This window comes from Ideonella lacteola, assembly GCF_038066555.1.
GTDB classification, from domain to species: domain Bacteria; phylum Pseudomonadota; class Gammaproteobacteria; order Burkholderiales; family Burkholderiaceae_C; genus Ideonella; species Ideonella lacteola.
Map to the genome: position 1 here is coordinate 187,684 of NZ_JBBUTG010000005.1, position 23,825 is coordinate 211,508.

Here is a 23,825-nt window from a genome sequence, read left to right on the forward strand (position 1 = left end):
GCCGCCGGCCAGCGGCGATGGTGCCCAGGTCACCCCTCGGTGGCCGGCGCTGCCCCCGATGGCGAGGGAGCCCATGACGACAACGGCTCCACCGTCACGCCCACACGCGGCAGCGCGCGGCCACCGCCCCGGATCACGCCGCGCAGCGGCGCCACATCGGCATAGTCGCGCCCCCATGCGAGCGTGACGTGGCCGGTGCCGGCGGGCACGGCGTTGGTGGGGTCGAGTGCGATCCAGCCCTGGAGGGGACACCACACCTGCACCCACGCGTGGCTGGCATCGGCCCCCACCAGGCGGGCCTGCCCCGGCGGCGGCTGAGTGAGCAGATAGCCGCTGACATAGCGCGCCGACAAACCCAGCGACCGGCAGGCGCCGATCATCACGTGGGCGAAGTCCTGGCAGACCCCTCTCATCTCGGCCAGCGCCTCGGGCGCGCGGGTGGCCACATCGGTGGCATGGGGCTCGTAAGTGAAGCGCTCGTGGATCAGTTGCATCAGCGTGAGCGCACCGCCCGCCACCGACACACCCAGCGAGAAGGCTTCGCGACCCAACGCCGCGAGCGAAGGATCGCGCGGCGCATAGGCCGACGGGATGGTGAACTCCACCGCCTCCGAACGCACCGAGCCCGCGTGGTAGCGCAGTTGCTGCGCCACCTCTTCCCACGGTGGGCTGCGTGCCGGATCAGGCGGCGCCGCGGGCAGGATCCCTGCCTCGAAGCTGCTGCGCACCTGCAGCCGCTCATGCACCCGGGCGTGGCTGAACGCCACCCGCCGGTTGCCCCAGCAATCCAGGCTCGATTGCCCCATCGGCACACCCCCGTCGTCCACGGGGCGGCCTTGCAGCCATTCGTCCGGCGGCGGGTCGATGCTGAGCCGCCAGCCGCGCACCTGCTGGGCGGGCGTGTCGCGCGGTGAGAGGTGCGCCATGTGGTGCGCCAGCTCGACGGAGGCGTCGTAGTTGTAGCAAGTGTCGTGGGTGACCTTGAGCCACACGCGGTCGGCAGCGATCGGCGCGCCTCCCGGCTCGCCCGCCGACGGCAGGGCCGATGTCATCCCGGTCTCTGCCACCGGGGCCCCTTCGCCGCCGCTCATTGCCACACCGCCCGATCGACCGCACCCACATGCGAGAAGAGCCGCCGGCCCAGCGCATCGGACAGGGCCAGCGCCTGGACGCTGCAATCGCGCAGCGCCGCGACCAGTGGCCCATGCCCGCCCGCATCATCCGGGGCAGACATCAGATCCAGCGGCCAGTCTTCCGGGCGCGGCAGGGTCTGCGCCAGTTCGTGCGCCCACAACGGCTCGTGGCGGGCCAGCTTCACGAAGCGCTCGCGCATCGTGCGGGCCACCCACCCGAGTGAGCGAGGGTTGTCGGTGTCGTGCACCAGCAAGTGCAGCAACGGCGGCACTTCGCGGCGGGCCTGGAACTGCGCTCGGTAGGTGATGGTCGAGTCGAACAGGCCCAGCAGCAGCGCGAAGCCATCGTCGCGCTTGTGCAGGCCATTCTCGAAGGCCGTGGCGAGCGCGTTGGCGAGAAAGTCCAGGCGCTCGATCTGTCGGCCCACGCTCAGCAGGCGCCAGCCGTCATCGCGCGTCATGCGGTCGGTCTGCGCACCGGTGATCGCCGCCAAGTGTGTGGTGACCCGCGCGAGCACCGCCAAGGCATCGGCCAGCGGCTCGTTGGCCGGGCTTTGCATCACCTGCTCGTAGTGCTCACGGAATTGGTCGCCCACGTCGTGGATCAGCGTCCAGTGCTCTTGAGACAACCGCTCGCGCAGCGCCTGAGCGCAGCCGCGCAAGGCCTTCAGGTTGAACGCGACGCTGGTGCTGGACTCGTCGTCGCCCAGCGCATAGACCAATGATCGCTCGAAGACACGCAAGCTCTGCTCGGGCGAAGGCACACCGGGGCCGACGAGGCCGTGGCGCCGCGCGAGTGAATCCAGCACCCGCAGCACCGACGGCGACGCGCCGTGGATGAAGCTGCCGGTGAGCGATTCAAGGGTGAGCCGCGCCAGGCGCACGGTGTTCTCGGCACGTTCGGTGTAGCGGCCCAGCCAGAAGAGGTTCTCGGCCGAGCGGCTCGTCACCGTGCGATGCCAGCCGGCCAGATCGGCGGCGGTGAGCGGCTTGGGCAGCAGGCTCGTGGTGTCGATCTCGCCCTCGGTCTGGACCCAGGTGTCCGCGCTGGCGCTGCCGCGCTGCATGCTCAGCCACGGATCGTGCGCCCCGTCACGCCGATGGCTGACACGGGCCAGGCCGCCCGGCAGCACCCGCCAGCCCCCGGCCCCATCGCTGATCGCAAACAGCCGCAGCACAGCGGCACGAGGCTCCAGTGCACCATCGCGCCACACGGGCGTTTCACTCGGGCGCACCCGTGCCTGCAGCGTGTGCGCCGCCGGGTCCGCTTCGATGCGGCCTTGCAGCGTCTGGCGGGCACCCGGGGCCAGCGCCGCCGCCACCAGCGGCGCGAACCCACTGGTGGGGGTGCCACTGGCCAAACCGCTGTTCGACGGGAAGGTGGGCGCCACGACGAACTCGGCGAGCCGGGGTGCCAGCTCGGTCCACACGGCCTCTTCACCGCACCACCAGCTGGTGGTCGCCGGCAGACGCAAAGGCTCACCCAGCAGCTTCTCGCACACCGCAGGCCAGAAGGCAGCCAGCCCCGGGCTCTCGAGCCAGCCCGCGCCGGGCGCGTTGGCCACCACGACCTCGCCCGCGCGCAGCGCCTGCAGCAGCCCGGGCACGCCGAGCGCCGAATCGGGCCGCAGCTCCAGCGGATCGAGGTAGTCGTCGTCCACCCGGCGCAGCAGCACATGCACCCGCTCCAGACCGTGCAGGGTCTTGAGGTAGAGGCGGTTGTTGCGCACGGTGAGGTCGCTGCCCTCCACCAGCGTGAGCCCCAGATAGCGCGCCAGGAAGACCTGCTCGAAGTAGGTCTCGTTGTGGGGGCCGGGCGTCAGCAGCACGACGCGCGAGCGTTCGCCGGCCGGCGACAGCCTCAACAACCCCTGCAACAGCGTCTGGAAACTGGAAGCCACCCGCTGCACCCGCAGATGGCGGAAGGCCTCGGGAAACTGTTGCGCGATGATCAGCCGGTTTTCCAGCAGGTAACCCAGGCCCGAGGGCGCCTGGCAGCGCTGGCCCAGCACCCACCAGCCGCCATCCGGCCCGCGCGACAGATCGAACGCGCAGACATGCAGATGCACGCCGCCGCGCGGCCGCACGCCATGCATGGGGCGAAGGTACTGCGGATGGCCCAGCACCAGCGACGGCGGCAGCAGCCCTTCGTCCAGCAGGCGGCGCTCGCCGTACACATCGGCCAAGGTGGCGTTGAGCAACCTGGCGCGCTGGGCGACGCCGGCTTCGATCATCGGCCACTCGTCGGCCCCGATCAGCACCGGCAGCAGCTCCAGTGGCCACTGGCGGCTCGCATCCTTCGGGCCTTCGGCCGAGTAGATGTTGTAGGTGGCGCCGTCTTCCTGCACGCGGCGCTGCACGCGCTGGGCGCGGGTGCCCAGGTCTTGCCAGCCGGCCGTCCCGCTGGCGTCGAAGAAGTCGCGCCACAGCGGCGCCAGGGTGGTGCGCGGCGCACCGGGGGCATTCAGGCGGCCATGCAGCTCGTCGTAATGGCCCTCGGTGCCCTGCAGCGCCGCCGCAGCCGCCAGCAAGGCGGGCTGCGGCAGGTCGTCCGGCAGCAGGCTGCTTTGGCGCAGCGGCTCGGAAGACGGTGGCAGATTCGTTGACATGGGTATCAATGATGCCTGGGCCGCGGGTCGCAGGCATCCGGGGCGGCCCTTCGCGGGGGCGAAACCGGCCGCAGCCCCAGCGTCTCGCGCCCGTCGGTGCGGGGCCGATCAGCCAAGGCGGCGGCGGTCGATCACACTTTCCGCAAATCGAGGGTGAAGGGAAACTCCAGGCTGCGCTGCGGCGGCGGCACCTCGACCCGGCCGGCCGTGTGCCCCATCGGGAAGAAGCGCGCCAAGCGGCGGCTCTCCGCCTCATAGGCATTGACCGGGAAGGTGACGTAGTTGCGCCCCCCAGGGTGGGCCACGTGGTACTGGCAACCGGCCAGCGACCGGCTCATCCAGGTGTCGATGAGATCGATCGTCAACGGTGCGTGGGCACCGATGGTCGGGTGCAGCGCCGAGGGCAGCTCCCAGGCCCGGTAGCGCACGCCGGCCACGTACTCGCCCACCCGCCCGGTGGGTTGCAGCGGCAAGGCCACGCCGTTCACCGCCACCCGGTGCCGCGGATCGACCAGGCCACTCACATGGATCTCGATGCGCTCGAGCGACGAGTCCACGTAACGCACCGTGCCGCCGGTGGCGCCCTCCTCGCCCATGACGTGCCAAGGCTCCAAGGCATTGCGCAAAGTGAGGTGAACGCCGCGCGACGTGAGCTCACCGATCTTCGGGAAGCGGAATTCGAAGTGCGGCGCGAACCAGGCGGTGTCGAACTCGAAGCCGTTGCGGCCCATGTCTTCGAGCACGTCGTCGAAATCCATCTTGACGAAAGACGGCAGCAGGAAACGGTCGTGCAGCTCGGTGCCCCAGCGCACCAGCTCGGCCCGGTAGGGCTCGTTCCAGAACCGCGCCACCAGGGCGCGCAGCAACAGCTGCTGCACGATGCTCATGCGGGCATGCGGCGGCATCTCGAAGGCGCGCAACTCCAGCAGCCCCAGACGGCCGGTGGACGAATCGGGCGAGTAGAGCTTGTCGATGCAGAACTCGCTGCGGTGGGTGTTGCCCGTCACATCGACCAGCACATTGCGCAGCGTGCGGTCCACCAGCCACGGCGGCATGTGCTCGCCGTGCTGCTGTGCGGCCTTGTCGATCTCGCCCAGCGCGATTTCCAGCTCGCGCAGCTGATCGTTGCGGGCCTCGTCCACCCGGGGCGCCTGGCTGGTGGGGCCGATGAACAGGCCGGAGAACAGATAGCTCAGCGACGGATGGTTGTGCCAGTACGCCAGCAGCGAGGCCAGCAGATCCGGCCGCCGCAGGAACGGTGAATCGGCTGGCGTCGCGCCTCCCAGCACGAGGTGGTTGCCGCCACCGGTGCCGGTGTGGCGGCCATCGAGCATGAACTTCTCGGTGGACAGGCGCGACTGGAACGCCGCGTCGTAGAGGAACTCGGTGTGCTGGACCAGCTCACCCCAGCTGTGTGCCGGGTGGATGTTGACCTCGATCACCCCGGGGTCGGGCGTGACCTGCAGCAGCTTCAGGCGCGGGTCGCGCGGCGGCGGATAGCCCTCAAGCACGATCTGCACCTTCAGCTCGGCTGCGGTGGCCTCCACGGCGGCCAACAGCTCGAGGTAGTCCTCCAAGGCCTGCAGCGGCGGCATGAAGACATAGAGCACGCCGGTGGCTTGGCCCACCGCTTCAGCTTTGGGGCCATTGGCCCGGCGAGGGTCACGGGCTTCGACGCACAACGCCGTACGGGTGATCCAGTGCGCGCTCTGGTGACGATCCGGCACGCCTCTTGGCCCGGCGATCGCGCTCGTGCTGGCGCCGGGCCCGACGGCACCACGGCCGCTGGCTTCCGACAAGCCCAGGGCCCGGCTGCCGGCACCCGCGCCGGTGGCTGCAGCGGTGGCATCGTCAGCGGCGGCGCCCTGCCCTGCCGAGGCCTCGCTCCAACCGGTGCCCTGCAGGCCCACCACCCCTCCTTCAGCGAACCCACCGCCTTCGCGGTGAGGGGCATAGCCGCCGCCGTACTGCGCACGCAGGCTGGCGTGGCCCGGCAAGGCATCGCGGGGGGCGAAGGGGTCGTGCTCGTGCAGATAGGGGTACTCGGTTTTGCTCACCCACGGCAGCGAATCGAGCGGCAGCCGGTAGCCCATCGGCGAATCGCCGGGCACCAGGTACATGCGCTCATCGCGGAAGAACCAGGGACCGGTCTCCCATCGTGCACCGGCCAGCGCAGGCTGGCCCGACGGCGCAGACTCGGCCCGCTTGATCGGCAGCACATAGCCCACTTCGTGGTCCAGCCCCTGGTCGAACACGCGGCGCAGGCGCACGCGCTCGAGTTCGTCGTCGAGCTTGGCGTCGAAAGGGTCGACATTGACGGGCAGACGTCGCTCACGCCACAGGTAGTACCAGGTGTCTTCATAGCCGGTCTGCAGATACCGGCTGTCGAGGCCCAGTCGCTGGGTGAGCGCCGTGATGAAGCGTTTGGCGTCAGCGCTGGTGTAGGCGTGCGGGTGCCGCTCGTCGGCGAACAGCGCCGGGTCCTGCCAGCAGGGCTGCCCATCGGCCCGCCAATAGATCGAAAGGGCCCAGCGCGGCAACTGCTCACCCGGGTACCACTTGCCCTGGCCGAAGTGCAGGAAGCCGCCCTGCCCGTATTCGGCCCGCAGCCGATGGACCAGGTCTTGCGCGTACATGCGCTTGGTGGGCCCGAGCGCGTCGGTGTTCCATTCGGCGCCATCGCGATCGTCCACCGAAACGAAGGTCGGCTCGCCGCCCATCGTGAGCCGCACGTCGCCGGCGACCAGGGCGGCATCGACCTGATCGCCCAGCCGCAGCACATGGGCCCATTGGTCTTCGGTGTAGGGCTTGGTGACACGCGGCGACTCCCAGATGCGCGTCACCTGCATCTCGTGGCCGAACATGACCTCGCACTCATCCACCGCACCGCTGACGGGCGCCGCGCTCGATGGCTGCGGCGTGCAGGCCAGCGGGATGTGGCCCTCGCCGGCCAGCAGGCCGGAGGTCGGGTCCAGGCCGATCCAACCGGCGCCCGGCAGGTAGACCTCGCACCAGGCATGCAGATCCGTGAAATCGACTTCCGTGCCGCTCGGCCCATCGAGCGCTTTCACATCCGGCGCGAGCTGGATGAGGTAGCCCGACACGAAGCGCGCCGCCAGGCCCAGGTGCCGCAAGGTCTGCACCAGCAGCCAGCCGGTGTCCCGGCATGAGCCACTGGCCTTGGTGAGCGTCTCTTCCGGCGTCTGAACACCCGGTTCCATGCGGATGAGGTAGCTGATCTGCTGCTGCAGCCGCTGGTTCAGCCCGACCAGAAAGTCGATCGTGCGCGCGGGCTGGCGATCGATCGTGGCCAGGAACGCCTCAAAGGCGGGCGTCGGTGTCTCGGTGACGAGATACGGTGCCAGCTCACGCGCCAGACCCTCGTCGTAGCCGAACGGAAAGGTCTCGGCGCCGGGTTCGAGAAAGAAGTCGAACGGGTTGTAGACCGACATCTCGGCCACCAGATCGATGGTGACCTTGAACTCCGTCGTCTTCTCGGGAAAGACCAGTCGAGCCAGGTAGTTGGCGAACGGATCCTGCTGCCAGTTGATGAAGTGATCACCCGGCTCGATCTTTTGCGAGTACGACAGGATCGGTGTGCGGCAGTGCGGTGCCGGCCGCAGACGAACCACCTGCGGCGACAGGCCCACGCGGCGGTCGTACTTGTAGTGCGTGACGTGCTTCAGAGCGACGTGGATCGACACGGTCCGTCCCTTTCAGAGTCGGTGTGGGTCAAGTGCGCGGCAACCGCGCCGCATCACCCGTTGGGTGGCACGGCCGCTGCGGCCGAGCCTGGCGTGAGAGGATCGTTGGCAGACGCTCGGGCCACCCGCGCGCTGCGGCGCAGGCGGCACGACATTTGTCGCCGATGTCAGTGCGCCGCCACCAGGAAGTCGCGGCTGATGCCCATGCCCAGATCGCCGACGCGATCCAGGAACTGGGTGAGGTAGGCGTGCAGCCCGGTCGAGAGGATTTCGTCGATGCGTCCGTACTGAAGATCGGCCTGCAACCGGCCCGCGCGGCGCTGGGTGTCTGCCGACTGCTCGTTGGCCACCAGCTTCAGGTTGGTGACCACCTCGTTCATGCAAGCCGCCAGCGACCGAGGCATGTCATGGCGCAGGATCAGCAACTCGGCCACCTTCTCGGGCTGGATGACATTGCGATAGACCTTGCGGTAGACCTCGAAGCCCGAGACCGATCGCAGGATCGCCGACCAGTGATAGAAGTCGTACTCGCTGTCGCGCTCGTCGGCGGCGCCATAGAAGTCGCTCTGCACGGCGTGGAACTTCACATCCAGCAAGCGGGCGGTGTTGTCGGCCCGCTCGAGGAACGAGCCGATGCGGATGAAGTGGAAGGCCTCGTCCTGCAGCATGGTGCCCACCGTGACGCCGCGGCTCAGGTGCGAGCGGAACTTCACCCATTCGAACAGGCTCGCCGGATCGCGCGTGAGGGAGCCGTCGACCAGCATGCGGTTGAACTCGAGCCAGGTCTGGTTGGTGGTCTCCCACACTTCGGTGGTCAAGGTGCCGCGCACGGCGCGCGCGTTCTCACGCGCCGCGCGCAGGCAGCTGAGGATGGACGACGGATTGCGTTCGTCCTTCACCATGAACGACATCACCTGCCGCGGATGAATGGCGCCATAGCGCTCGGTGTAGTCGCGGGTCAACTCGCTGATGCTCAGCAAGCCCTGCCAGCCCTGCTCGGCCACGGCGGCCGATTGAGGCAGCAAGGCCGTCTGGTAGTTCACATCCAGCATCCGCGCGGTGTTTTCGGCCCGCTCCATATACCGGGCCATCCAGAACAAATGGTCTGCCGTGCGCGAAAGCATTACTCGCCCCTCCCCATGGCCGAAAACACCGCGCACGCTGGCGCGTGCCGCGTTATGTTGGCTTCGCCGCTGGCGCTGCGCGCCAGAACGGCCCGCTCCATATACCGGGCCATCCAGAACAAATGGTCTGCCGTGCGCGAAAGCATTACTCGTCCCTCCCCATGGCCGAAAACACCGCGCACGCTGGCGCGTGCCGCTTCATCCAGCACAAATGGTCTGCCGTGCGTGAAAGCATGTCTTGTCCTCCCGATCAGGCGCGTTGGCTTTGGCTTTGGCCGCCTTGGCTCTGACTCTGGCTTTGGCTCTGCCCGGTCTGGCTCTGGCTCTGGCTCTGGGTCTGCCAGCTGGGGCCGTCCTCCAGCACCCAGGTGTCCTTGGTGCCGCCACCTTGAGACGAGTTGACGACGAGCGAGCCTTCCTTCAGCGCGACACGGGTCAGGCCACCAGGCACCGTCTGCACCTCGGTGCCCGACAGCACGAAGGGACGCAGGTCGATGTGCCGCGGAGCGATGCCCGATTCGACGAAGGTGGGGCAGGTCGACAGGCTCAGGGTCGGCTGGGCAATGTAGTTGCTGGGGTTCGCGATGAGGTGCTCGCGGAACTTGGCGATCTCATCTTTGGTGGCGGCCGGGCCGACCAACATGCCGTAACCGCCAGCGCCGTGGACCTCCTTCACGACCAGGTCGGGCAGGTGGGCGAGCACGTACTGCAGGTCACCCGCTTCTCGGCACTGGTAAGTCGGCACGTTGCTGAGGATCGGCTTCTCCCCCAGGTAGAACTCGATCATCTTGGGCACGTAGGGGTAGATCGACTTGTCGTCAGCGATGCCCGTGCCGACCGCATTGCACAGCGTGACGTTGCCTGCCTTGTAGGCTTCGAGCAGGCCGGCACACCCCAGCGTGGAGTTGGGCCGGAAGACCTTCGGGTCGAGGAAATCATCGTCGATGCGGCGGTAGATCACGTCCACCCGCTTGGGCCCCTGCGTGGTGCGCATGAAGACGAAGTTGTCCTTGACGAACAGGTCCTGGCCTTCGACCAGCTCGACCCCCATCTGCTGCGCCAGGAAGGCATGCTCGAAGTAGGCCGAGTTGTACATGCCCGGGGTGAGCACCACCACCGTCGGCTCGTTCACGCCCTGTGGCGCCACGCTGCGCAGGGTTTCGAGCAGCAGATCGGGGTAGTGCGCCACCGGCGCGATCCGGTTCTCGCTGAACAGCTCGGGGAACAGCCGCATCATCATCTTGCGGTCTTCGAGCATGTAGCTCACGCCGCTGGGCACGCGCAGGTTGTCTTCCAGCACGTAGTAGCTGCCCGTCCCGTCCGCATTGGCCGCCCGCACGATGTCGATTCCGGCGATGTGCGAATAGATGTTGTTCGGCACATTCACGCCGATCATCTCGGGGCGGAACTGCGCGTTGGTCAGGATCTGGTCTTTCGGGACGATGCCGGCCTTGAGGATCTCCTGATCGTGGTAGACGTCGTGGATGAAACGGTTGAGCGCCGTCACCCGCTGGCGCAGGCCCTTTTCCATCTCGCGCCATTCGTGCGCGGGAATCACCCGCGGGATCAGGTCGAACGGAATGAGGCGCTCGGTGCCCTCGCCGTCGTCCTTGTCGCCATACACGGCGAAGGTGATGCCCACCCGACGGAAGATGACTTCGGCCTCCTCGCGCCGCTGCTTCATCATGTCGCGCGGCTGCTGCGCCAGCCAGCGGTCGTAGGTCTTGTAATGCTCGCGCACCGTGGCGCTGGTCGCATGCATCTCGTCGAAGCTCGGTCTCGTCATTCCAGCTCTCCTCGGCTCAAGGACTAGCAACAACCGCACCACCCGCGGGCAACGATGCCGGGGCCCGCCAGTGCCAGTATCGCTGGCGCACGGCCCGTGTGCATGATGCACCGTCTGGCTGCCATTGCCATGCACCGCAGTGATCCGTTCGCACCACGGAGATGCCTTCACCCGCATAACGAGCCAGGATGGCGGGGTGGGGATGGCCAAATCGGCTGCGGTAACCCACCTGCACCACCGCCTGGGCGGGCCGCACGGCGGCCAGGAAAGCCGCGGTCGACGACGTTTGGCTGCCATGGTGGGGCACGAGCAGGATGTCGCTGTGCAGCGCGCTGCCGTAGCGCTCGACCAGCGCCCGCTCCTGGTCGGCCTCGATATCGCCGGTGAGCAGAGCGCTTCGGCCAGCCGCGTCCTGCACCCTGACCACGCAGCTCATGGCATTGGGCTTGATGCCCGGCCGCCACCAACCCGCCGGGGGGTGAAGCACCTCGAACGTCACCCCATCCCAGTGCCAGGACTGACCCGCCTCGCAATCGACATGAGGCACCACCTCGCCGCCTACGCCCCGCGCCTGGCGCAAGGGGTGACCGGGCTCCAGACCCGTGCGCAGCTCAACCACCGGCACCGCCGAGACAATGGCCTGGGCGCCCCCCACATGGTCGGTATCGCGGTGGCTGATGACCAGCCGGTCGATTCGCGACTCGCCGCGGGCCCGCAGCAAGGGCAGCAGCACCCGCTGCCCGGCGTCGTTGTCCTGGCCGTAGGCCGGCCCGGTGTCGTGCAGCAGCAGGTGCTGCCGCGTGCGCACGAGGATGGCACTGCCCTGCCCCACGTCGGCCGCCACCAGCTCGAACGCCCCTTCGGCCGGCCGCTGGACAGCCGGCCAGATCAAGGGCAGCAGCAAGGGCAACCCTGCCAGCCGGGCGCGCCAAGGCAGTGGCAGCACGATGAGTGCGCCACCCCACAACCCCAGGGCCGCAGCCCAGGCCGACGCCGCGGGCGCCGACCACACGGCCCAAGGCCACCCGCTCAGCCATTCCAGTGTCGCCAACAGCGGCTGCAAGGCCCCACCAGCCGCCACCCAGAAGCCCGACCAGACCAGGCCCGCCAGGGCGAGCGGGGTCACGACCAACGTCACCCACGGCACCGCCACCAGGTTGGCAACCCACCCGATCAGCGACACCTGCTGGAACAGCAGCAAGGTCAAAGGCGCCAGCCCCAGCGTGGCCACCATCTGCTGCCGCCACGCGCCCTTGGCCATCGCCCACGCTCGCCCGCGCCAGCCCGAGTCTTCTGCCTCGCCAAGGGGCGCCGCCTGGCTGGCCATCAACATCGCCACCGCAAAGAACGACAGCCAGAACCCCGGTTGCAGCAGCGCCCAAGGATCGAGCGCGATCACCACCGCGCCGGCCAGCAGGCACACCAGCAGGGGTGGCCACCCCCCGCCCAGTTGGCGCAGCCCCACCGTCAGCGCCAACATCCACACCGTGCGCTGCGCCGGCACGCCCCAGCCCGCCACACCGGCGTAGGCCCAGGCCGCCAGCACCCCGCCGCACCGCGCGGCCAGGGGCGCCGGCCACCACAAGACGAGCCGCCCGCTCTGCCGCCAGGCCCATCCGATCAGGCCACCGGCCAGCCAGGCGAACAAGGTGATGTGCAGGCCACTGATGCTCATCAGGTGGGCCACACCGGTTTGTCGGAAGAGCGCCCAACCGGGTGTGTCGATGGCCGACTGGTCGCCGACCGTCAACGCGGCCAGCACGCCGGCCACATCGGGCCTGTCCACCTTCAGCAGCACGGCATCGCGCCAACGCTGGCGGGCGGCATCCAGTTGCTCTTCAGGCCGCCACCAGCGCGGTCGATCCATGCGCTGAGGGTCGGTGGGCGCGGCAGCCCGCACGCTGCCGGTGGCGCCTATGCCTTGCTCGAAGAGATAGAGCTCCGCATCGAAGCCGTTCGGGTTGGCGGCGCCATGCGGCTGCTTGAGCCGGACGGGCAACTCCCAACGCTCGCCCGCCTGCACGCGCGGTGCCAAGCCGGACCCATCACGTGGCCATGCGAGCCGAATTCTGGGCGGCAACTCGACACGGGCAGCCCCGGTGTCGCCCGCAGCATCGGGCTCGAACAAGAAGTGCACACCCTCGGCATCGATCTGCGGCAGGCCGACCACGCGCCCGGTGACGATGAGGTCTCGGCCCTCCAGGTCGGCCGGCAGGATCTGCGCCACGCGCTCACCGCCCCGCCACCCAGCCTGCGCGAACGCCACGGCGCCCGTGGCAACGGCCATCAGTGCCAGACAGGCGGCGCCCCGCACTCGGTGAGCAGACGAGCACCATCGGCGCGACGCCCACAGCACGATGACCAGCAACGGCAATCCGGCGAGGCCGATGGCGAGGTAAAGGCCGGCAGGCCACAAGTTGGCCTGCTGCAACTGCAAGGCACTGCCCGCCAGCCATGCCAGCGCCAGCACCGCGATCGCCTCCCCCTGCATGCCCCAGTGTAGGATGCCCGCCGAATCAATGACTTACCGGAGAAACCCATGTCTGTTGCCGCTCGTCTGCAGGCGCTTGGCATCGAGCTGCCACCCGTCGCCGTGCCCGCTGCCGCCTATGTGCCCTTCGTCCAGACCGGCTCGCTGGTCTTTCTCTCGGGCCACATCGCCAAGAAAGACGGCAAGCCCTGGGTGGGGCAACTGGGCCTGACGATGGGCACCGAAGAAGGCAAGGCCGCCGCACGCGCCGTGGCCATCGATCTGATGGGCACGCTGAAGGCCGCCGTGGGCGACCTCGATCGTGTGGCGCGCATCGTGAAGCTGATGAGCCTGGTGAACTCGGCGCCCACCTTCACAGAACAGCATCTGGTGACCAATGGGTGCTCGGAGCTGATCGGCGAGGTGTTCGGTCCGCAGGTCGGCGCCCATGCGCGCAGCGCCTTCGGCGTGGCCCAGATCCCGCTGGGCGCCTGCGTCGAGATCGAGATGATCGCTGAACTGAAGCCGTGAAGTGAGTTGACGATGGATGGTTTGCTTCGTCGCCCAGCCGTGTTGTTCGGGCTGATCGCCTTGCTGTGCTTCGGCTCGGTGGGGTTGGCGCTGGTCTCGCAGTACAAGTTCGACATGCAACCGTGCCCCTGGTGCACGCTGCAGCGTCTGATCTTTCTGGTGATCGGGGTGTTTGCGCTGCTGGGGCTGCTGATTGGCTCCAGCGGGGTGCGCCGTGTCCTGGCGCTGGGTGGCCTTTTGTTCACGTTCTGCGGGATGGCCGCGGCACTGTGGCAGCAGTTCGTGGCCGCCAAGAGCGCCAGTTGCGACCTGACGCTGGCCGATCGCATCATGCAATCACTCGGTCTGTACGACGTGGCGCCCGAGGTCTTTGCCCCGATGGCGTCCTGCGCTGAAGCCGCCGTGTCGCTGCTGGGCGTCCCCTACGCAATCTGGAGCCTGCTGGTCTTCCTGCTGTGCGCGGCAGCTTGCGTTCAGGTGATCCGCGAAGCGCGCGTTTGACGGCCGGCACGGCGGCCGGCCGCTGAGGCTCAAGCCTCGCGGGGCTCGCCGTACCGGTTGACCGTCACGCTGCGGCCGGGCGGGCTCTGCATCTGGACGTGGTGCTCCGTGCCGCGGAATACATAAATCACGTCCCAGTAGTCAGGCCGCTCATCGGCCCGAACGGTGGCACAGCGCTGGACACGCGTCGTGTTGGGGCGGCCATCGTCGACCTGGGCCCCGATGGCCGCACCCGCCACTGCGCCGCCCACCGTGGCCACGTCTCGCCCGGTGCCCGCGCCGATCTGATGGCCCAGGATGCCCCCCAGCACCGCGCCCACGACCGCGCCGCCCACGTTGGGGCCATCGGGCACCCGTTCGCGCTCGATCCAGCAGCGTTGCTCCGGGGGGCCCACCACCGCCCTGACAGCCACCACCCTGGCTTGGTAGAGGGCTTCGCCCCCGCGGCGGCGATAGTCGTGCACCACGACGGGCGGAGGCGCGTAGCGGCCATCATCAATGCGGGTGTCCCAGCTGATCGGGCGCACCGAGCTGACACTGTTGTTCAGGCCCATGGCCGACAGCGAAGGGTAGCTGCCGGGCCGCAGCACCACGCAGCGGCCGCGGTAGTTCGCGTCGTCGCAGACCTCGTAGCGCTGGCGGTCGACGATCACCGACGACGCCCGATCGTTCAACCCATAGCGCGCCAGGTTGGACACTGGGCTGTACGTGCTGAAGGCGCGCCCGTTGAACGATTCGCGCTGGTAGAAGGTCGCCTCAGCAGCGGCGTGGCCGGCGAGGATGGCTGCGGCCGTCAAGACCAACGCCGTCTTCAAAGTGGTGCTCATCGTCATCTCCAAGAAGCTGCACAGAGGGTGTGGGATCTGTGCGTATCGTGGAGACGGCTGCACCCGGCGGCTACCAGACGCTGTCGCCGCGCGCTGTAGCCGGCGTCCTACATGGAGGCGCGCGGCCTACGGGAACGCCGGCATCGTGAGATCGATGCCCTTGTGATCGGCCTCGGGATGGCGAGATTCGAGCAGACGCTGAATCTCTTGCACCCGAGAACTCGGCACATCGACCATCAGCAGAATCTTGCCGGCCTCGAGGTCGCTGCTGAAGGGCTTGAGCGCCACGCTCGGTGTGGACACGCCGATCAGCGTCGATGCCCAGGCCCCCAACACCAGCCCGCCCGCGGTGCACAGCAGCAGCGTGCCCACATCGAAGGTGTAGCCGTTGCCCAGGTCCGTCATTTTCAGGAAGACGCCGAGCGCCGCGCCGCCGAGCACCCCCAGGCCAGCGCCCAGGAAGAAAGCGTGGCGCACATCCGTCTTCTGCAGAAAGCTGGCCTCGTGCAGCTCTTCCAGCGACATGTCGCGCCGGCTGAGGAAGTGCATGTGCCGGTCCTCGATACGGGCCAGCAACAGATCGTTGGCGGTCTGGCGCGCACTGGCCACGTCAGGCAACACCACATAAAGGCGTCTACGCATACGGCCTCCTCCACCACGCCTCATACGCTGACAGCGTCTTCGCGCGGTAGCGAAGGTTTACGCCTGCCGACAATGGCTGTCAATCAGAAGCGGGGGAAGCCGGGTTGGCACCAAGGCGTTGAGACAGCTTCTGCGCCGCCCGGCGCACCGCCGGAGAGAAGCTGCTCTTCAGGCGCGCATCCGGCAGCGTCAACGTCAACGCCCCCTGCAACTCGCCGGTCGCCCCCCACACGGGCGCGGCAATGCCGGTCAGGCCCTCGATGCGGTCGCCACTGGCCACCCATACGCCATCGCGCCGGATCTGCTCGTACAGCTTGCCCCGCGCGCCGCCAGCCGCATCAAAGGCCAACAGCACCCGGCCGCCCGCGCCCCGGTCGAGCGGCAGCACATCACCGGCGCGGATATGGTCGCGCAGCACCTGAGGCGAATCCACCCGGTACAGACACAGCCGCTCTTGACCCTGGCGAACATGGAAGGCGGCACTCTCGCGTGTCTGGTCGACCAGCTCTTGCAACACCGGCATCACCTCGGCCTCGAGCGAGAACGAGGCGGCGCGGATGGATTGCAACCGCGCGACCTCGGGGCCCAGCGCATAGCACCCGTCGGCCCGGCGCCGCAGCAAGCCGGCATGCTCCAACGACGCCAGCAGGCGAAGCGCCGTGCTCTTGTACAGGCGCGTCCTGAGCGCCAACTCAGCGAGTGGCAGGCCCTCGTCGCCCTGGCGGAAGGCGGTCAACAAGCTCAAAGCCCGGTCGACGGCGGCCGCCCCGCCAGGTGCGGCGTTTTCATCGGCAGCGGCCGGTTGGGCAGGCTTGCGAGGCATGTGAGGTCCGGGTAATATTCTTTCTTTTGGAACTACGTTCTATCTTACAGAACGAGCAACAGATGTCAACGGTGAACCGCGGCACCACCCCTGAGGTGCTGATCAGCGAGGTCGGGCCACGTGACGGGCTGCAAAGCATCAGCCGCACCATGCCCACCGAGGCCAAGCTGGCCTGGATCGACGCCCTGGCCCAAGCGGGGCTGAAGGAGATCGAGGTCGGCTCTTTCGTGCCGGCCCGCCTGATGCCGCAAATGGCCGATGTGGCCGAGGTGGTGCGCCATTCGACCGCCCGCCACCCAGGCATCACCGTGATGGCCTTGGTGCCGAATGTGCGCGGAGCCGAAGCAGCTCTCGCAGCCGGCGCACGCAAGCTGACCGTGCCGGTGTCCGCGAGCGAAGCCCACTCCATGGCGAATGTGCGCAAGACGCGCGAACAGATGCTCGAAGAGGTTCGCCAGATGGCCGCGCTGTGCCGGTGTCAACCGACGCACGTGCCTTTGGAGGTGGGCGTGTCCACCGCGTTCGGCTGCACGCTGCAAGGCGCCGTTCCCGAGGACGATGTCATTCGCCTGGCCGACGCACTCGCGCACGCCGGGGTTGACGAAGTGGGCCTGTCGGACACGACCGGCATGGCCAACCCCGCCCAGGTCAGGCGCCTGTTCACCCGCCTGCGCCGCGCACTCGGCGAGCGCGCTGGCGCAGCACACCTGCACAACACCCGCGGCCTGGGGTTGGCCAACTGCCTGGCCGCCTACGAGGCCGGGGTGCGCACCTTCGATGCCAGCCAGGGCGGCCTGGGGGGCTGCCCGTATGCACCAGGCGCCTCGGGCAACGTCGTCACTGAAGACCTTGTTTTCATGTTCGAGGCCATGGGCGTGCGCACTGGCGTCGACCTGGAACCGCTCTTGGTGGCCCGGGCGGTGCTCGCGGCCGGGCTGCCAGGCGAATCCCTGTACGGTATGACACCCGAGGCCGGCTTGCCCCTGGGCTTCACCTACGCCGATGGCCGCCGCCCCAGCCCAGCCTGAATTCAGCGCCGCCCAGCCCGTGCACCAAGCGCCCCCGAGCGCAACCACGGCACACTCGCCCAAGCGCCCACCAACGAACACACCTTCGCATGAGCCCTACCACCCCACTGCCGCTGGACGGAATCCGCGTCGTCGAATTCACCCACATGGTGATGGGCCCCACCTGCGGCCTGATCCTGGGTGACCTGGGCGCGGACGTGGTCAAGGTCGAACCCCTGTCGGGCGACAACACCCGGCGGCTCCTGGGCTCGGGGGCTGGCTTCTACGGCCTGTTCAACCGCAACAAGCAAAGCCTCGCGGTGGATGTGAAAGACCCGCGCGGTCAGGAGATCGTTTTGAAGCTCGCCGCGCAGGCCGACGTCTTCAGCGAGAACTTCAAGAGCGGCACGATGGACAAGCTCGGCTTCGGCTACGAAGCGCTGACGCAGCTCAACCCGCGCCTGGTCTACGTCTCTCACAAAGGCTTTCTGCCTGGCCCCTATGACCACCGCACGGCGCTCGACGAGGTGGTGCAGATGATGGGTGGCCTCGCGTACATGACCGGGCCCGAGGGCCGCCCATTGCGCGCCGGCAGCAGCGTGAACGACATCATGGGTGGCATGTTCGGCGCCATCGGCACCCTGGCGGCGCTGCAACAGCGCCAACGCACCGGCCGCGGCCAACAGGTGCAAAGCGCGCTCTTCGAGAACAACATCTTCCTGGTGGCACAGCACATGATGCAGTTCGCCGTCACCGGGCAAGCGGCAGCGCCCATGCCCAGCCGCATCTCCGCCTGGGGCGTGTACGACGTCTTCACCGTGAAGGATGGCGAACAGATCTTCCTCGCGGCCGTGAGCGACACCCAATGGGGCCTGATGTGCGACGAGTTCGGCTTTGCCGACTTGCGCGCCGATGCTCGGCTGGGCAGCAACAACGACCGCGTCCGCGCCCGCGAGTGGCTGCTGCCCCTGTTGAAAGACCGCTTCTCGCTGCACAGCGCCGGCGAATTGGCCGCCCGCTTCGAACGTGTGGGGCTGCCCTATGCCCCCATCACGAAACCGCACGACCTGTTCGACGATCCCCATCTGCAGGCCACAGGGGGCCTCGCGCCCATGACCATTCCGGCGGACGGCAGCGGCGCCGGCCACGCCGTGCACACCCACACGGCCCTGCTGCCCCTGGCGCTTGATGGTGATCGACTGCCCGTGCGACGCAACCCACCCGCGCTGGGCGAGCACACCGACACGTTGCTGCGCGGGCTGGGCTACCTCGACGGTGAGATCAGCGCCCTTCGCGCCGCGCGAGTGGTGGCATAGGGCCTCTCAACCAGCCAATCCATCGCTGCCCGTGCCCCCCATCAGAGGGAAGCCACGGCCACCTCTGCGCTGCTATCGTCTGCCGCCAAGGAGGGGATCTCATGAAACTCGCACATCGCTGGGTGGGCGTGACGCTGTTGGCACTGTGGCCCATGGTCGGCCACTCGCAGCAGCTGTATCGCTGCGGCAATACGTTCAGCCAGACGCCCTGCGGCGCCGACACGGCCACGGTGAAGGTACCTGGGGCCGGCGTGCCGTCGTCGGGCAGCCAGCGGCCGGGTGAGGCCTGCGCCCAACAGGCCATCGCCGCGACGACGGCCCAAGGCGGCAGCGCCCGCATCGTCGGCGTCCAGACGGCGGGCACCGAAGTCATCCAGTACGCCAAGCAACCCGTCGCGGCGCACCTGTACTCGGTGCAGATTGCCCGAGTCGATTCCCAAGGCCGAGACCTGGGGCAAGTCACGGTGCAGTGCTACACGAGTGAAGATGACCAGCGGGTGCTGAAGGTCGTGCGCTGACGAACCCTTCGCCCACTGCCGGCGGACTACTGTCGCGGCCGCTCCTGCGCCGAGCGGTCCGCCCGAGTGGCCCGCCCGAGTGGCCGGAATCGCACGCTCGACCCCATACATCGGCCGGGCGCCGAAAGACCATTTCAATTGTGTGCAATTAAATTGCCCGCTAAAGTTCAGCCCATGTCGAACACGCGCACGCCCCGCTCCACGAAAGCCGCCACGGCCTCCTGGCTGGCGCTCGACATGCAGCTGTGCTTCGCGTTGTATTCCACCTCGCTGGCGATGACCAAGCTCTACAAGCCGCTGCTGGCGCCTCTGGGCCTGACCTATCCGCAATACCTGGTGATGCTGGTGCTGTGGGAACAAGATGGCCAGCCGGTGAACGCGATCGGCGAGCGGTTGACGCTGGACTCCGGCACCCTCACTCCGCTGCTCAAGCGGCTGGAAGCCGCCGGTCTGGTGCAGCGGCTGAGAGACGCCGCCGACGAGCGGCGGGTGCTGGTGCAACTCACCGCCGAAGGCCGCACGCTGAAGGGCCAGGCCGAATCCATCCCGAAGCAGGTGCTGTGCGCGATGGACTGCCAGCTCGACGAGATTTCCTCCCTCACGCGGCGCTTGAAGGCGCTGCGCGACAACATCGCCCAGGCAGCCGCCTGAGCGAAATGCTGACCCTCCCTCCACCACACCAAGGAAGACATCATGGCCCTCGAAAAGGTTCTGTACACCGCCCACGCCACCTCCACCGGTGGCCGCACCGGCACCTCGAAGTCTGACGACGGCCGCCTTTCGCTCAGCCTGAGCACGCCCAAGGAACTGGGCGGTGACGGTGGCGCGGGCACGAACCCCGAGCAACTGTTCGCTGCGGGCTATTCCGCCTGCTTCATCGGCGCCATGAAGGCCGTCGCCGGCAAGATGAAGATCGCGTTGCCGGCCGACGTGTCGATCACCGCCGACGTCGGTATCGGCCCGATTCCCAACGGCTTCGGTATCCAGGTCGCGATGAGCATCAGCATCCCCGGCATGGACAAGGCTGCTGCCGAGCAGCTGGTCGCCGCGGCCCACCAGGTGTGCCCGTATTCGAACGCCACGCGCGGCAACATCGACGTGTCGCTGACGGTGGTCTGAGCGCCCGCGGCGCGGCCTTGTCATCGCCCCGTCATCGACGGGTCATGACAGCGTCACCTCGCCTCGCGAAGCTCCTCGGGTTGTATCGACCCGAGGAGCTTTTTTCATGTCCCGTCTTGTTTTCAGCGCGCTGGCGCTGGCCTGCGCCACCGCCCTCACGCCCGTCCATGCCGCCGTCACACTGATCGCCAAGGGCAGCCTGGCCGGCGATGGCAGCGACCTGTCGGGACTGACCTATGCCCTCGAGAACGGTGCTCCGGCGAACATGCTGGGCGGTCTGGGGTCGGGCCTGGCCTGGGCCGGCGGCCAAACGTTTGTCGCGGTCCCCGATCGCGGGCCGAACGCCACGGCGTGGAACACCAACGTCGACAACACCACCAGCTGGGTGCCACGCCTGCAAACGCTGACGCTGTCTCTCACACCGGTGGCCGACGGCAACCTGCCCTTCACCTTGACGCCCGCACTGATCGGCACCACCACGCTGTTCTCTCGCGACGCCTTGGTCTACGGGCCGGTCGTTCCGCCAGTGAACCAGAAGAACCGGCACTACTTCAGCGGCCGCTCCGACAACTTCGACGGCGACACCGGCTCGCTCAGCCCGATGGACGCCCGCTTCGACCCCGAGGCCGTGCGCGTGTCGCGCAGCGGAAAGCGCGTCTACATCTCCGACGAGTACGGCCCCTACGTCTACGAATTCAACCGCGAAACGGGCAAACGCACCCGCGTGTTCAGCCTGCCGGAATCAACCTTCGCAGTCGCGGCCAAGTCAGCGATCGGCGCCACCGAGATCAGTGGCAACACGCGTGGCCGCGTGGCCAACAAGGGCATGGAAGGCTTGGCGATCACACCGGACGGCAAGACGCTGTTCGGCTTCATGCAAAGCCCGCTGATCCAGGACGGTGGTGACGGTGGCCGTGCCAACCGGATCGTGAAGATCGACATCGAAACCGGTGCCGTCAACCAGTACGCCTACGACAACTTCATTCCGTCGCTGAACAAGGCCTACAACAGCAGCGAAATCCTGGCGCTGAACAGCCACGAGTTCCTGGTGCTCGAGCGTGATGGCAAGGGCCTGGGCGACAACTCGGCCGCGGTGGTGAAGCAGGTCTGGAAGGTGGATCTGGCGCAGGCTGAAGACGTGAGCGCCCTCGAAGGCGCGAACGACCTGCTGGCCAAGGCGCCCGCGAAGACCTTGTTCCTCGACATCCGCGCCGCGCTGAACGCGGCGGGCCTGGCAGACACCGCGATCCCCGCCAAGCTCGAAGGCATGGCATTTGGCGAGGACGTGGTGATCGATGGCGCCGTCAAGCACACGCTCTACATCGCCAACGACAACGACTTCCTCTCGGTGGCGCCGGGCGGCCTGCCCAACCCGAACCAGTTCTTCGTCTTCGCCTTCGACGACGCGGACCTGAACGGCTCGGCCTACGAGCCGCAAAAGTTCAAGCCTGCGCTCTGAGAGCTTGAGAGCCCACGCCCAACTCTCGGGGTACAGCAGCACTGGCAACGCCCGTGCGGCGTGCGAGGCCGATCGGGCGCGGTGTGCTGCCGCTTCAAACGGCAGCCATCAGGCCCAGCAGCATCTCGATGCGCGCCTTCGAGGCGGACAACTCACCCGCTGAGGGCAATGCACCATCCGGCGCGCCGACGATCGCGCCGCCAGGGCAGCGCGTGGCGCGCCACACGGGCAGCCCGCGCGCTTGGGCGCGCTGGGCAGCCGCCAACAGCGACGCATGCACCGTGCCATTGCCGGTGCCTTCGATGACCAGGCCCTGAACGCCTGTCGCGACGATCGCGTCGACCACCGCGCCGTCCACCCCTGCATGGCTGGCCACCACGGCCACGCTCGGCCAGCCGGCCACCGGGCCCAAGACGCGTGCCACGCCCACCGCCTCACAAGACGGCCAGGCCCGCAACACCCGCAGGCGCCCCTCCTGGATCAAGGCGACCGGCCCGGCTTCGCCCGACTCGAACGCGTCCAGCATGAAAGGCTGGTGTTTGCGCACTTCGACCGGCCCGTGCACCCGGCCGTTCAGCACAGCGGTGACGCCGCTGGCCTGGGGCGAAGCGGCCACCGTCACCGCATCCAGCAGGTTCTGCGGGCCGTCGGCCTGCAACGAGGTGGCGGGTCGCATCGCGGCCGTGAGCACCACCGGCTTCGTCGGCGAGAGCACGCGGTGCAGGAAATACGCCGTTTCTTCGAGCGTGTCGGTGCCGTGCGTGATCACGAGGCCGGCCACCTCGGGCCGCGCCAGGTGGTGGGCCACGCGCTGCGCCAGGGCCTGCCAGATCTCGTGGCTCATGTCCTTGCTGTCGACCTGCGCCACCTGTTCCGATTCGAGCCGACGCGGCCCCAGGGCGGGCACCGCAGCGACCAGCTCCTTCACCCCCACTTGCCCGGCCACGTAGCCCACGTCGTCGCCCGAACCCGCGATGGTGCCGCCGGTCGCGAGGATCACCACCAAGCGCTCTTCGAGTGAATTGCTTTGCATTTCTTGCATGTCTGGATAAAAATACAGATACTGGATGCAACCTCAGCCGTCACGCTGGCCTGCTAGCACCCCTGCTCAGCACCCGCCGACGGCCTCAGCCGCCATGATCGACAGCCCGAAGCTCACCGCCCGCCAGCAGCAGATTCTCGACTTGGTGCAAACCACCATCGAGCGCACCGGCTCTCCGCCGACGCGTGCCGAAATCGCTGCCGAACTGGGCTTTCGCTCGCCCAACGCCGCCGAAGAGCACTTGCAGGCGCTGGCTCGCAAAGGCGTCATCGAGCTGGTGGGCGGCACCTCACGAGGCATCCGTCTTCAGTCCAGCACGTTGCGCGCCCTGAACGAGGCTCGCGGAAAGCAATTCTCGCTGCCCTTGCCCAGCCTGGCGCAGCTCACCTTGCCCCTGGTCGGCCGAGTGGCCGCCGGCAACCCCATCCTGGCTCAGGAGAACATCGAGCAGTCCTACGTGCTTGAGGCCAGCCTGTTTCCACGCCGCCCCGACTACCTGCTGAAGGTGAAGGGCATGAGCATGCGAGACGCCGGCATCATGGACGGCGATCTGCTCGCCGTGCTGAAGACCGCCGAGGCGCGCAACGGCCAGATCGTGGTCGCACGTCTGGACGATGAGGTCACCGTGAAGCGCCTGCACCGCACCAAGCAAACGATTGAGCTGCTGCCCGAGAACCCTGACTTCGAGCCCATCGTGATCGCGCCGGGCCAAGTCGAGTTCGCCATCGAGGGCATTGCTGTCGGGCTGGTGCGGCAGAACATGCTGTTCTGATCGCCTTTCGCTGGTCGCCTTTCGCTGGTCTTGCTCGACATGGGCCGCACGCTGTCTCCCATCCGCCCGATCAAGGCGCCCAAGGCTGCTTCGGCGGCTGATTGCCACACGCTGGAACAGTTGCCGAACGTGGGGCCGGCGATGGCCGGTGATCTGCGCCTGCTGGGTTTCCAGCATCCGGCCGACCTGCGCGGGCAAGATGCCTTCACCCTGTATCGCCAGCTCGAACGAGCCACCGGCCAACGCCAAGACCCTTGCGTGCTGGATACCTTCATGGCCATCGTCGATTTCATGAACGGTGCCACCCCCAAGCCTTGGTGGGCCTACACCGCCGAGCGCAAGCAGTTGCACGGGCAGGCACTGGGCTGATCGCCGCTGTTGACGCTTTCGGTTTCGGCGGGCCAGGGTTGCCCACCCTCGCTCTATAGTTCGCGCCTTGTCA

Annotated in this window: 21 protein-coding genes; 10 read left to right on the forward strand and 11 right to left on the reverse strand. The window is 68.0% G+C overall.

Features of this window, described 5'->3' with window-relative positions; all coding sequences use genetic code 11:
- Positions 1-29: 29 nt before the first annotated feature.
- From AACH06_RS10910 to AACH06_RS10935, 7 genes are all read right to left on the reverse strand, one after another.
- Positions 30-1,052: a transglutaminase family protein gene (locus AACH06_RS10910; RefSeq protein ID WP_341425704.1), complete on the reverse strand. Its 1,023-nt coding sequence runs from the start codon at positions 1,050-1,052 to the stop codon at positions 30-32.
- A gap of 35 nt (positions 1,053-1,087) precedes the next feature.
- A complete protein-coding gene (locus AACH06_RS10915) occupies positions 1,088-3,742 on the reverse strand; it encodes a circularly permuted type 2 ATP-grasp protein (protein WP_341425705.1) in 2,655 nt (884 codons plus the stop codon).
- A 131-nt stretch (positions 3,743-3,873) separates the two neighbouring features.
- On the reverse strand, positions 3,874-7,446 hold the full coding sequence (locus tag AACH06_RS10920) for a transglutaminase family protein (protein ID WP_341425706.1): 3,573 nt from the start codon (positions 7,444-7,446) through the stop codon (positions 3,874-3,876).
- Positions 7,447-7,613: 167 nt separating this feature from the next.
- Positions 7,614-8,570 carry an alpha-E domain-containing protein gene (locus AACH06_RS10925; RefSeq protein WP_341425707.1) on the reverse strand — a complete coding sequence of 319 codons (957 nt, stop codon included), beginning with the start codon at positions 8,568-8,570 and terminating at the stop codon, positions 7,614-7,616.
- Positions 8,570-8,716, reverse strand: coding sequence for an alpha-E domain-containing protein (locus AACH06_RS30170; RefSeq protein ID WP_423222014.1), 147 nt, complete (start codon positions 8,714-8,716; stop codon positions 8,570-8,572). The genes AACH06_RS10925 and AACH06_RS30170 overlap by 1 nt, the downstream gene beginning before the upstream one ends.
- Before the next feature lie 104 nt (positions 8,717-8,820).
- Complete coding sequence (locus tag AACH06_RS10930; protein ID WP_341425708.1) at positions 8,821-10,356, reverse strand: circularly permuted type 2 ATP-grasp protein; 1,536 nt, start codon at positions 10,354-10,356, stop codon at positions 8,821-8,823.
- A gap of 16 nt (positions 10,357-10,372) precedes the next feature.
- Positions 10,373-12,847, reverse strand: coding sequence for a DNA internalization-related competence protein ComEC/Rec2 (locus AACH06_RS10935; RefSeq protein ID WP_341425709.1), 2,475 nt, complete (start codon positions 12,845-12,847; stop codon positions 10,373-10,375).
- Between the two features lie 48 nt (positions 12,848-12,895).
- Between AACH06_RS10935 and AACH06_RS10940 the strand changes: the two genes are divergently transcribed.
- Together AACH06_RS10940 and AACH06_RS10945 are read left to right on the forward strand one after the other, a co-directional pair.
- On the forward strand, positions 12,896-13,357 hold the full coding sequence (locus AACH06_RS10940) for a RidA family protein (protein WP_341425710.1): 462 nt from the start codon (positions 12,896-12,898) through the stop codon (positions 13,355-13,357).
- Positions 13,358-13,369: 12 nt separating this feature from the next.
- A complete protein-coding gene (locus tag AACH06_RS10945) occupies positions 13,370-13,858 on the forward strand; it encodes a disulfide bond formation protein B (protein ID WP_341425711.1) in 489 nt (162 codons plus the stop codon).
- A 29-nt stretch (positions 13,859-13,887) separates the two neighbouring features.
- Here AACH06_RS10945 and AACH06_RS10950 read toward each other — a convergent pair whose 3' ends face one another.
- From AACH06_RS10950 to AACH06_RS10960, 3 genes are all read right to left on the reverse strand, one after another.
- Complete coding sequence (locus AACH06_RS10950) at positions 13,888-14,685, reverse strand: beta/gamma crystallin-related protein (protein ID WP_341425712.1); 798 nt, start codon at positions 14,683-14,685, stop codon at positions 13,888-13,890.
- Positions 14,686-14,811: 126 nt separating this feature from the next.
- Complete coding sequence (locus AACH06_RS10955; RefSeq protein ID WP_341425713.1) at positions 14,812-15,327, reverse strand: DUF1269 domain-containing protein; 516 nt, start codon at positions 15,325-15,327, stop codon at positions 14,812-14,814.
- 79 nt (positions 15,328-15,406) lie between these two features.
- Positions 15,407-16,150 (reverse strand): IclR family transcriptional regulator, encoded by a 744-nt coding sequence (locus tag AACH06_RS10960; protein WP_341425714.1) that lies wholly within the window; start codon positions 16,148-16,150, stop codon positions 15,407-15,409.
- A 62-nt stretch (positions 16,151-16,212) separates the two neighbouring features.
- Between AACH06_RS10960 and AACH06_RS10965 the strand changes: the two genes are divergently transcribed.
- The 6 genes from AACH06_RS10965 (at position 16,213) to AACH06_RS10990 (ending at position 21,569) form a co-directional block, all read left to right on the forward strand.
- Positions 16,213-17,178, forward strand: a complete 966-nt coding sequence (locus tag AACH06_RS10965; protein WP_341425715.1) for a hydroxymethylglutaryl-CoA lyase — start codon at positions 16,213-16,215, stop codon at positions 17,176-17,178.
- 89 nt (positions 17,179-17,267) lie between these two features.
- Positions 17,268-18,473, forward strand: a complete 1,206-nt coding sequence (locus AACH06_RS10970) for a CaiB/BaiF CoA transferase family protein (RefSeq protein ID WP_423222015.1) — start codon at positions 17,268-17,270, stop codon at positions 18,471-18,473.
- 101 nt (positions 18,474-18,574) lie between these two features.
- A complete protein-coding gene (locus tag AACH06_RS10975; RefSeq protein WP_341425716.1) occupies positions 18,575-18,991 on the forward strand; it encodes a hypothetical protein in 417 nt (138 codons plus the stop codon).
- Between the two features lie 174 nt (positions 18,992-19,165).
- Complete coding sequence (locus AACH06_RS10980; protein ID WP_341425717.1) at positions 19,166-19,642, forward strand: MarR family winged helix-turn-helix transcriptional regulator; 477 nt, start codon at positions 19,166-19,168, stop codon at positions 19,640-19,642.
- 42 nt (positions 19,643-19,684) lie between these two features.
- Positions 19,685-20,110 (forward strand): organic hydroperoxide resistance protein, encoded by a 426-nt coding sequence (locus AACH06_RS10985; protein ID WP_341425718.1) that lies wholly within the window; start codon positions 19,685-19,687, stop codon positions 20,108-20,110.
- Positions 20,111-20,216: 106 nt separating this feature from the next.
- Positions 20,217-21,569, forward strand: coding sequence for an esterase-like activity of phytase family protein (locus tag AACH06_RS10990; protein WP_341425719.1), 1,353 nt, complete (start codon positions 20,217-20,219; stop codon positions 21,567-21,569).
- A gap of 94 nt (positions 21,570-21,663) precedes the next feature.
- On the opposite strand, the gene AACH06_RS10995 is transcribed toward AACH06_RS10990, so the two are convergent.
- Positions 21,664-22,602: an asparaginase gene (locus tag AACH06_RS10995; protein WP_341425720.1), complete on the reverse strand. Its 939-nt coding sequence runs from the start codon at positions 22,600-22,602 to the stop codon at positions 21,664-21,666.
- A gap of 103 nt (positions 22,603-22,705) precedes the next feature.
- Between AACH06_RS10995 and lexA the strand changes: the two genes are divergently transcribed.
- Positions 22,706-23,383: a transcriptional repressor LexA gene (lexA, locus tag AACH06_RS11000; protein WP_341425721.1), complete on the forward strand. Its 678-nt coding sequence runs from the start codon at positions 22,706-22,708 to the stop codon at positions 23,381-23,383.
- A gap of 39 nt (positions 23,384-23,422) precedes the next feature.
- Complete coding sequence (locus tag AACH06_RS11005) at positions 23,423-23,752, forward strand: helix-hairpin-helix domain-containing protein (protein WP_341425722.1); 330 nt, start codon at positions 23,423-23,425, stop codon at positions 23,750-23,752.
- Positions 23,753-23,825 lie beyond the last annotated feature (73 nt).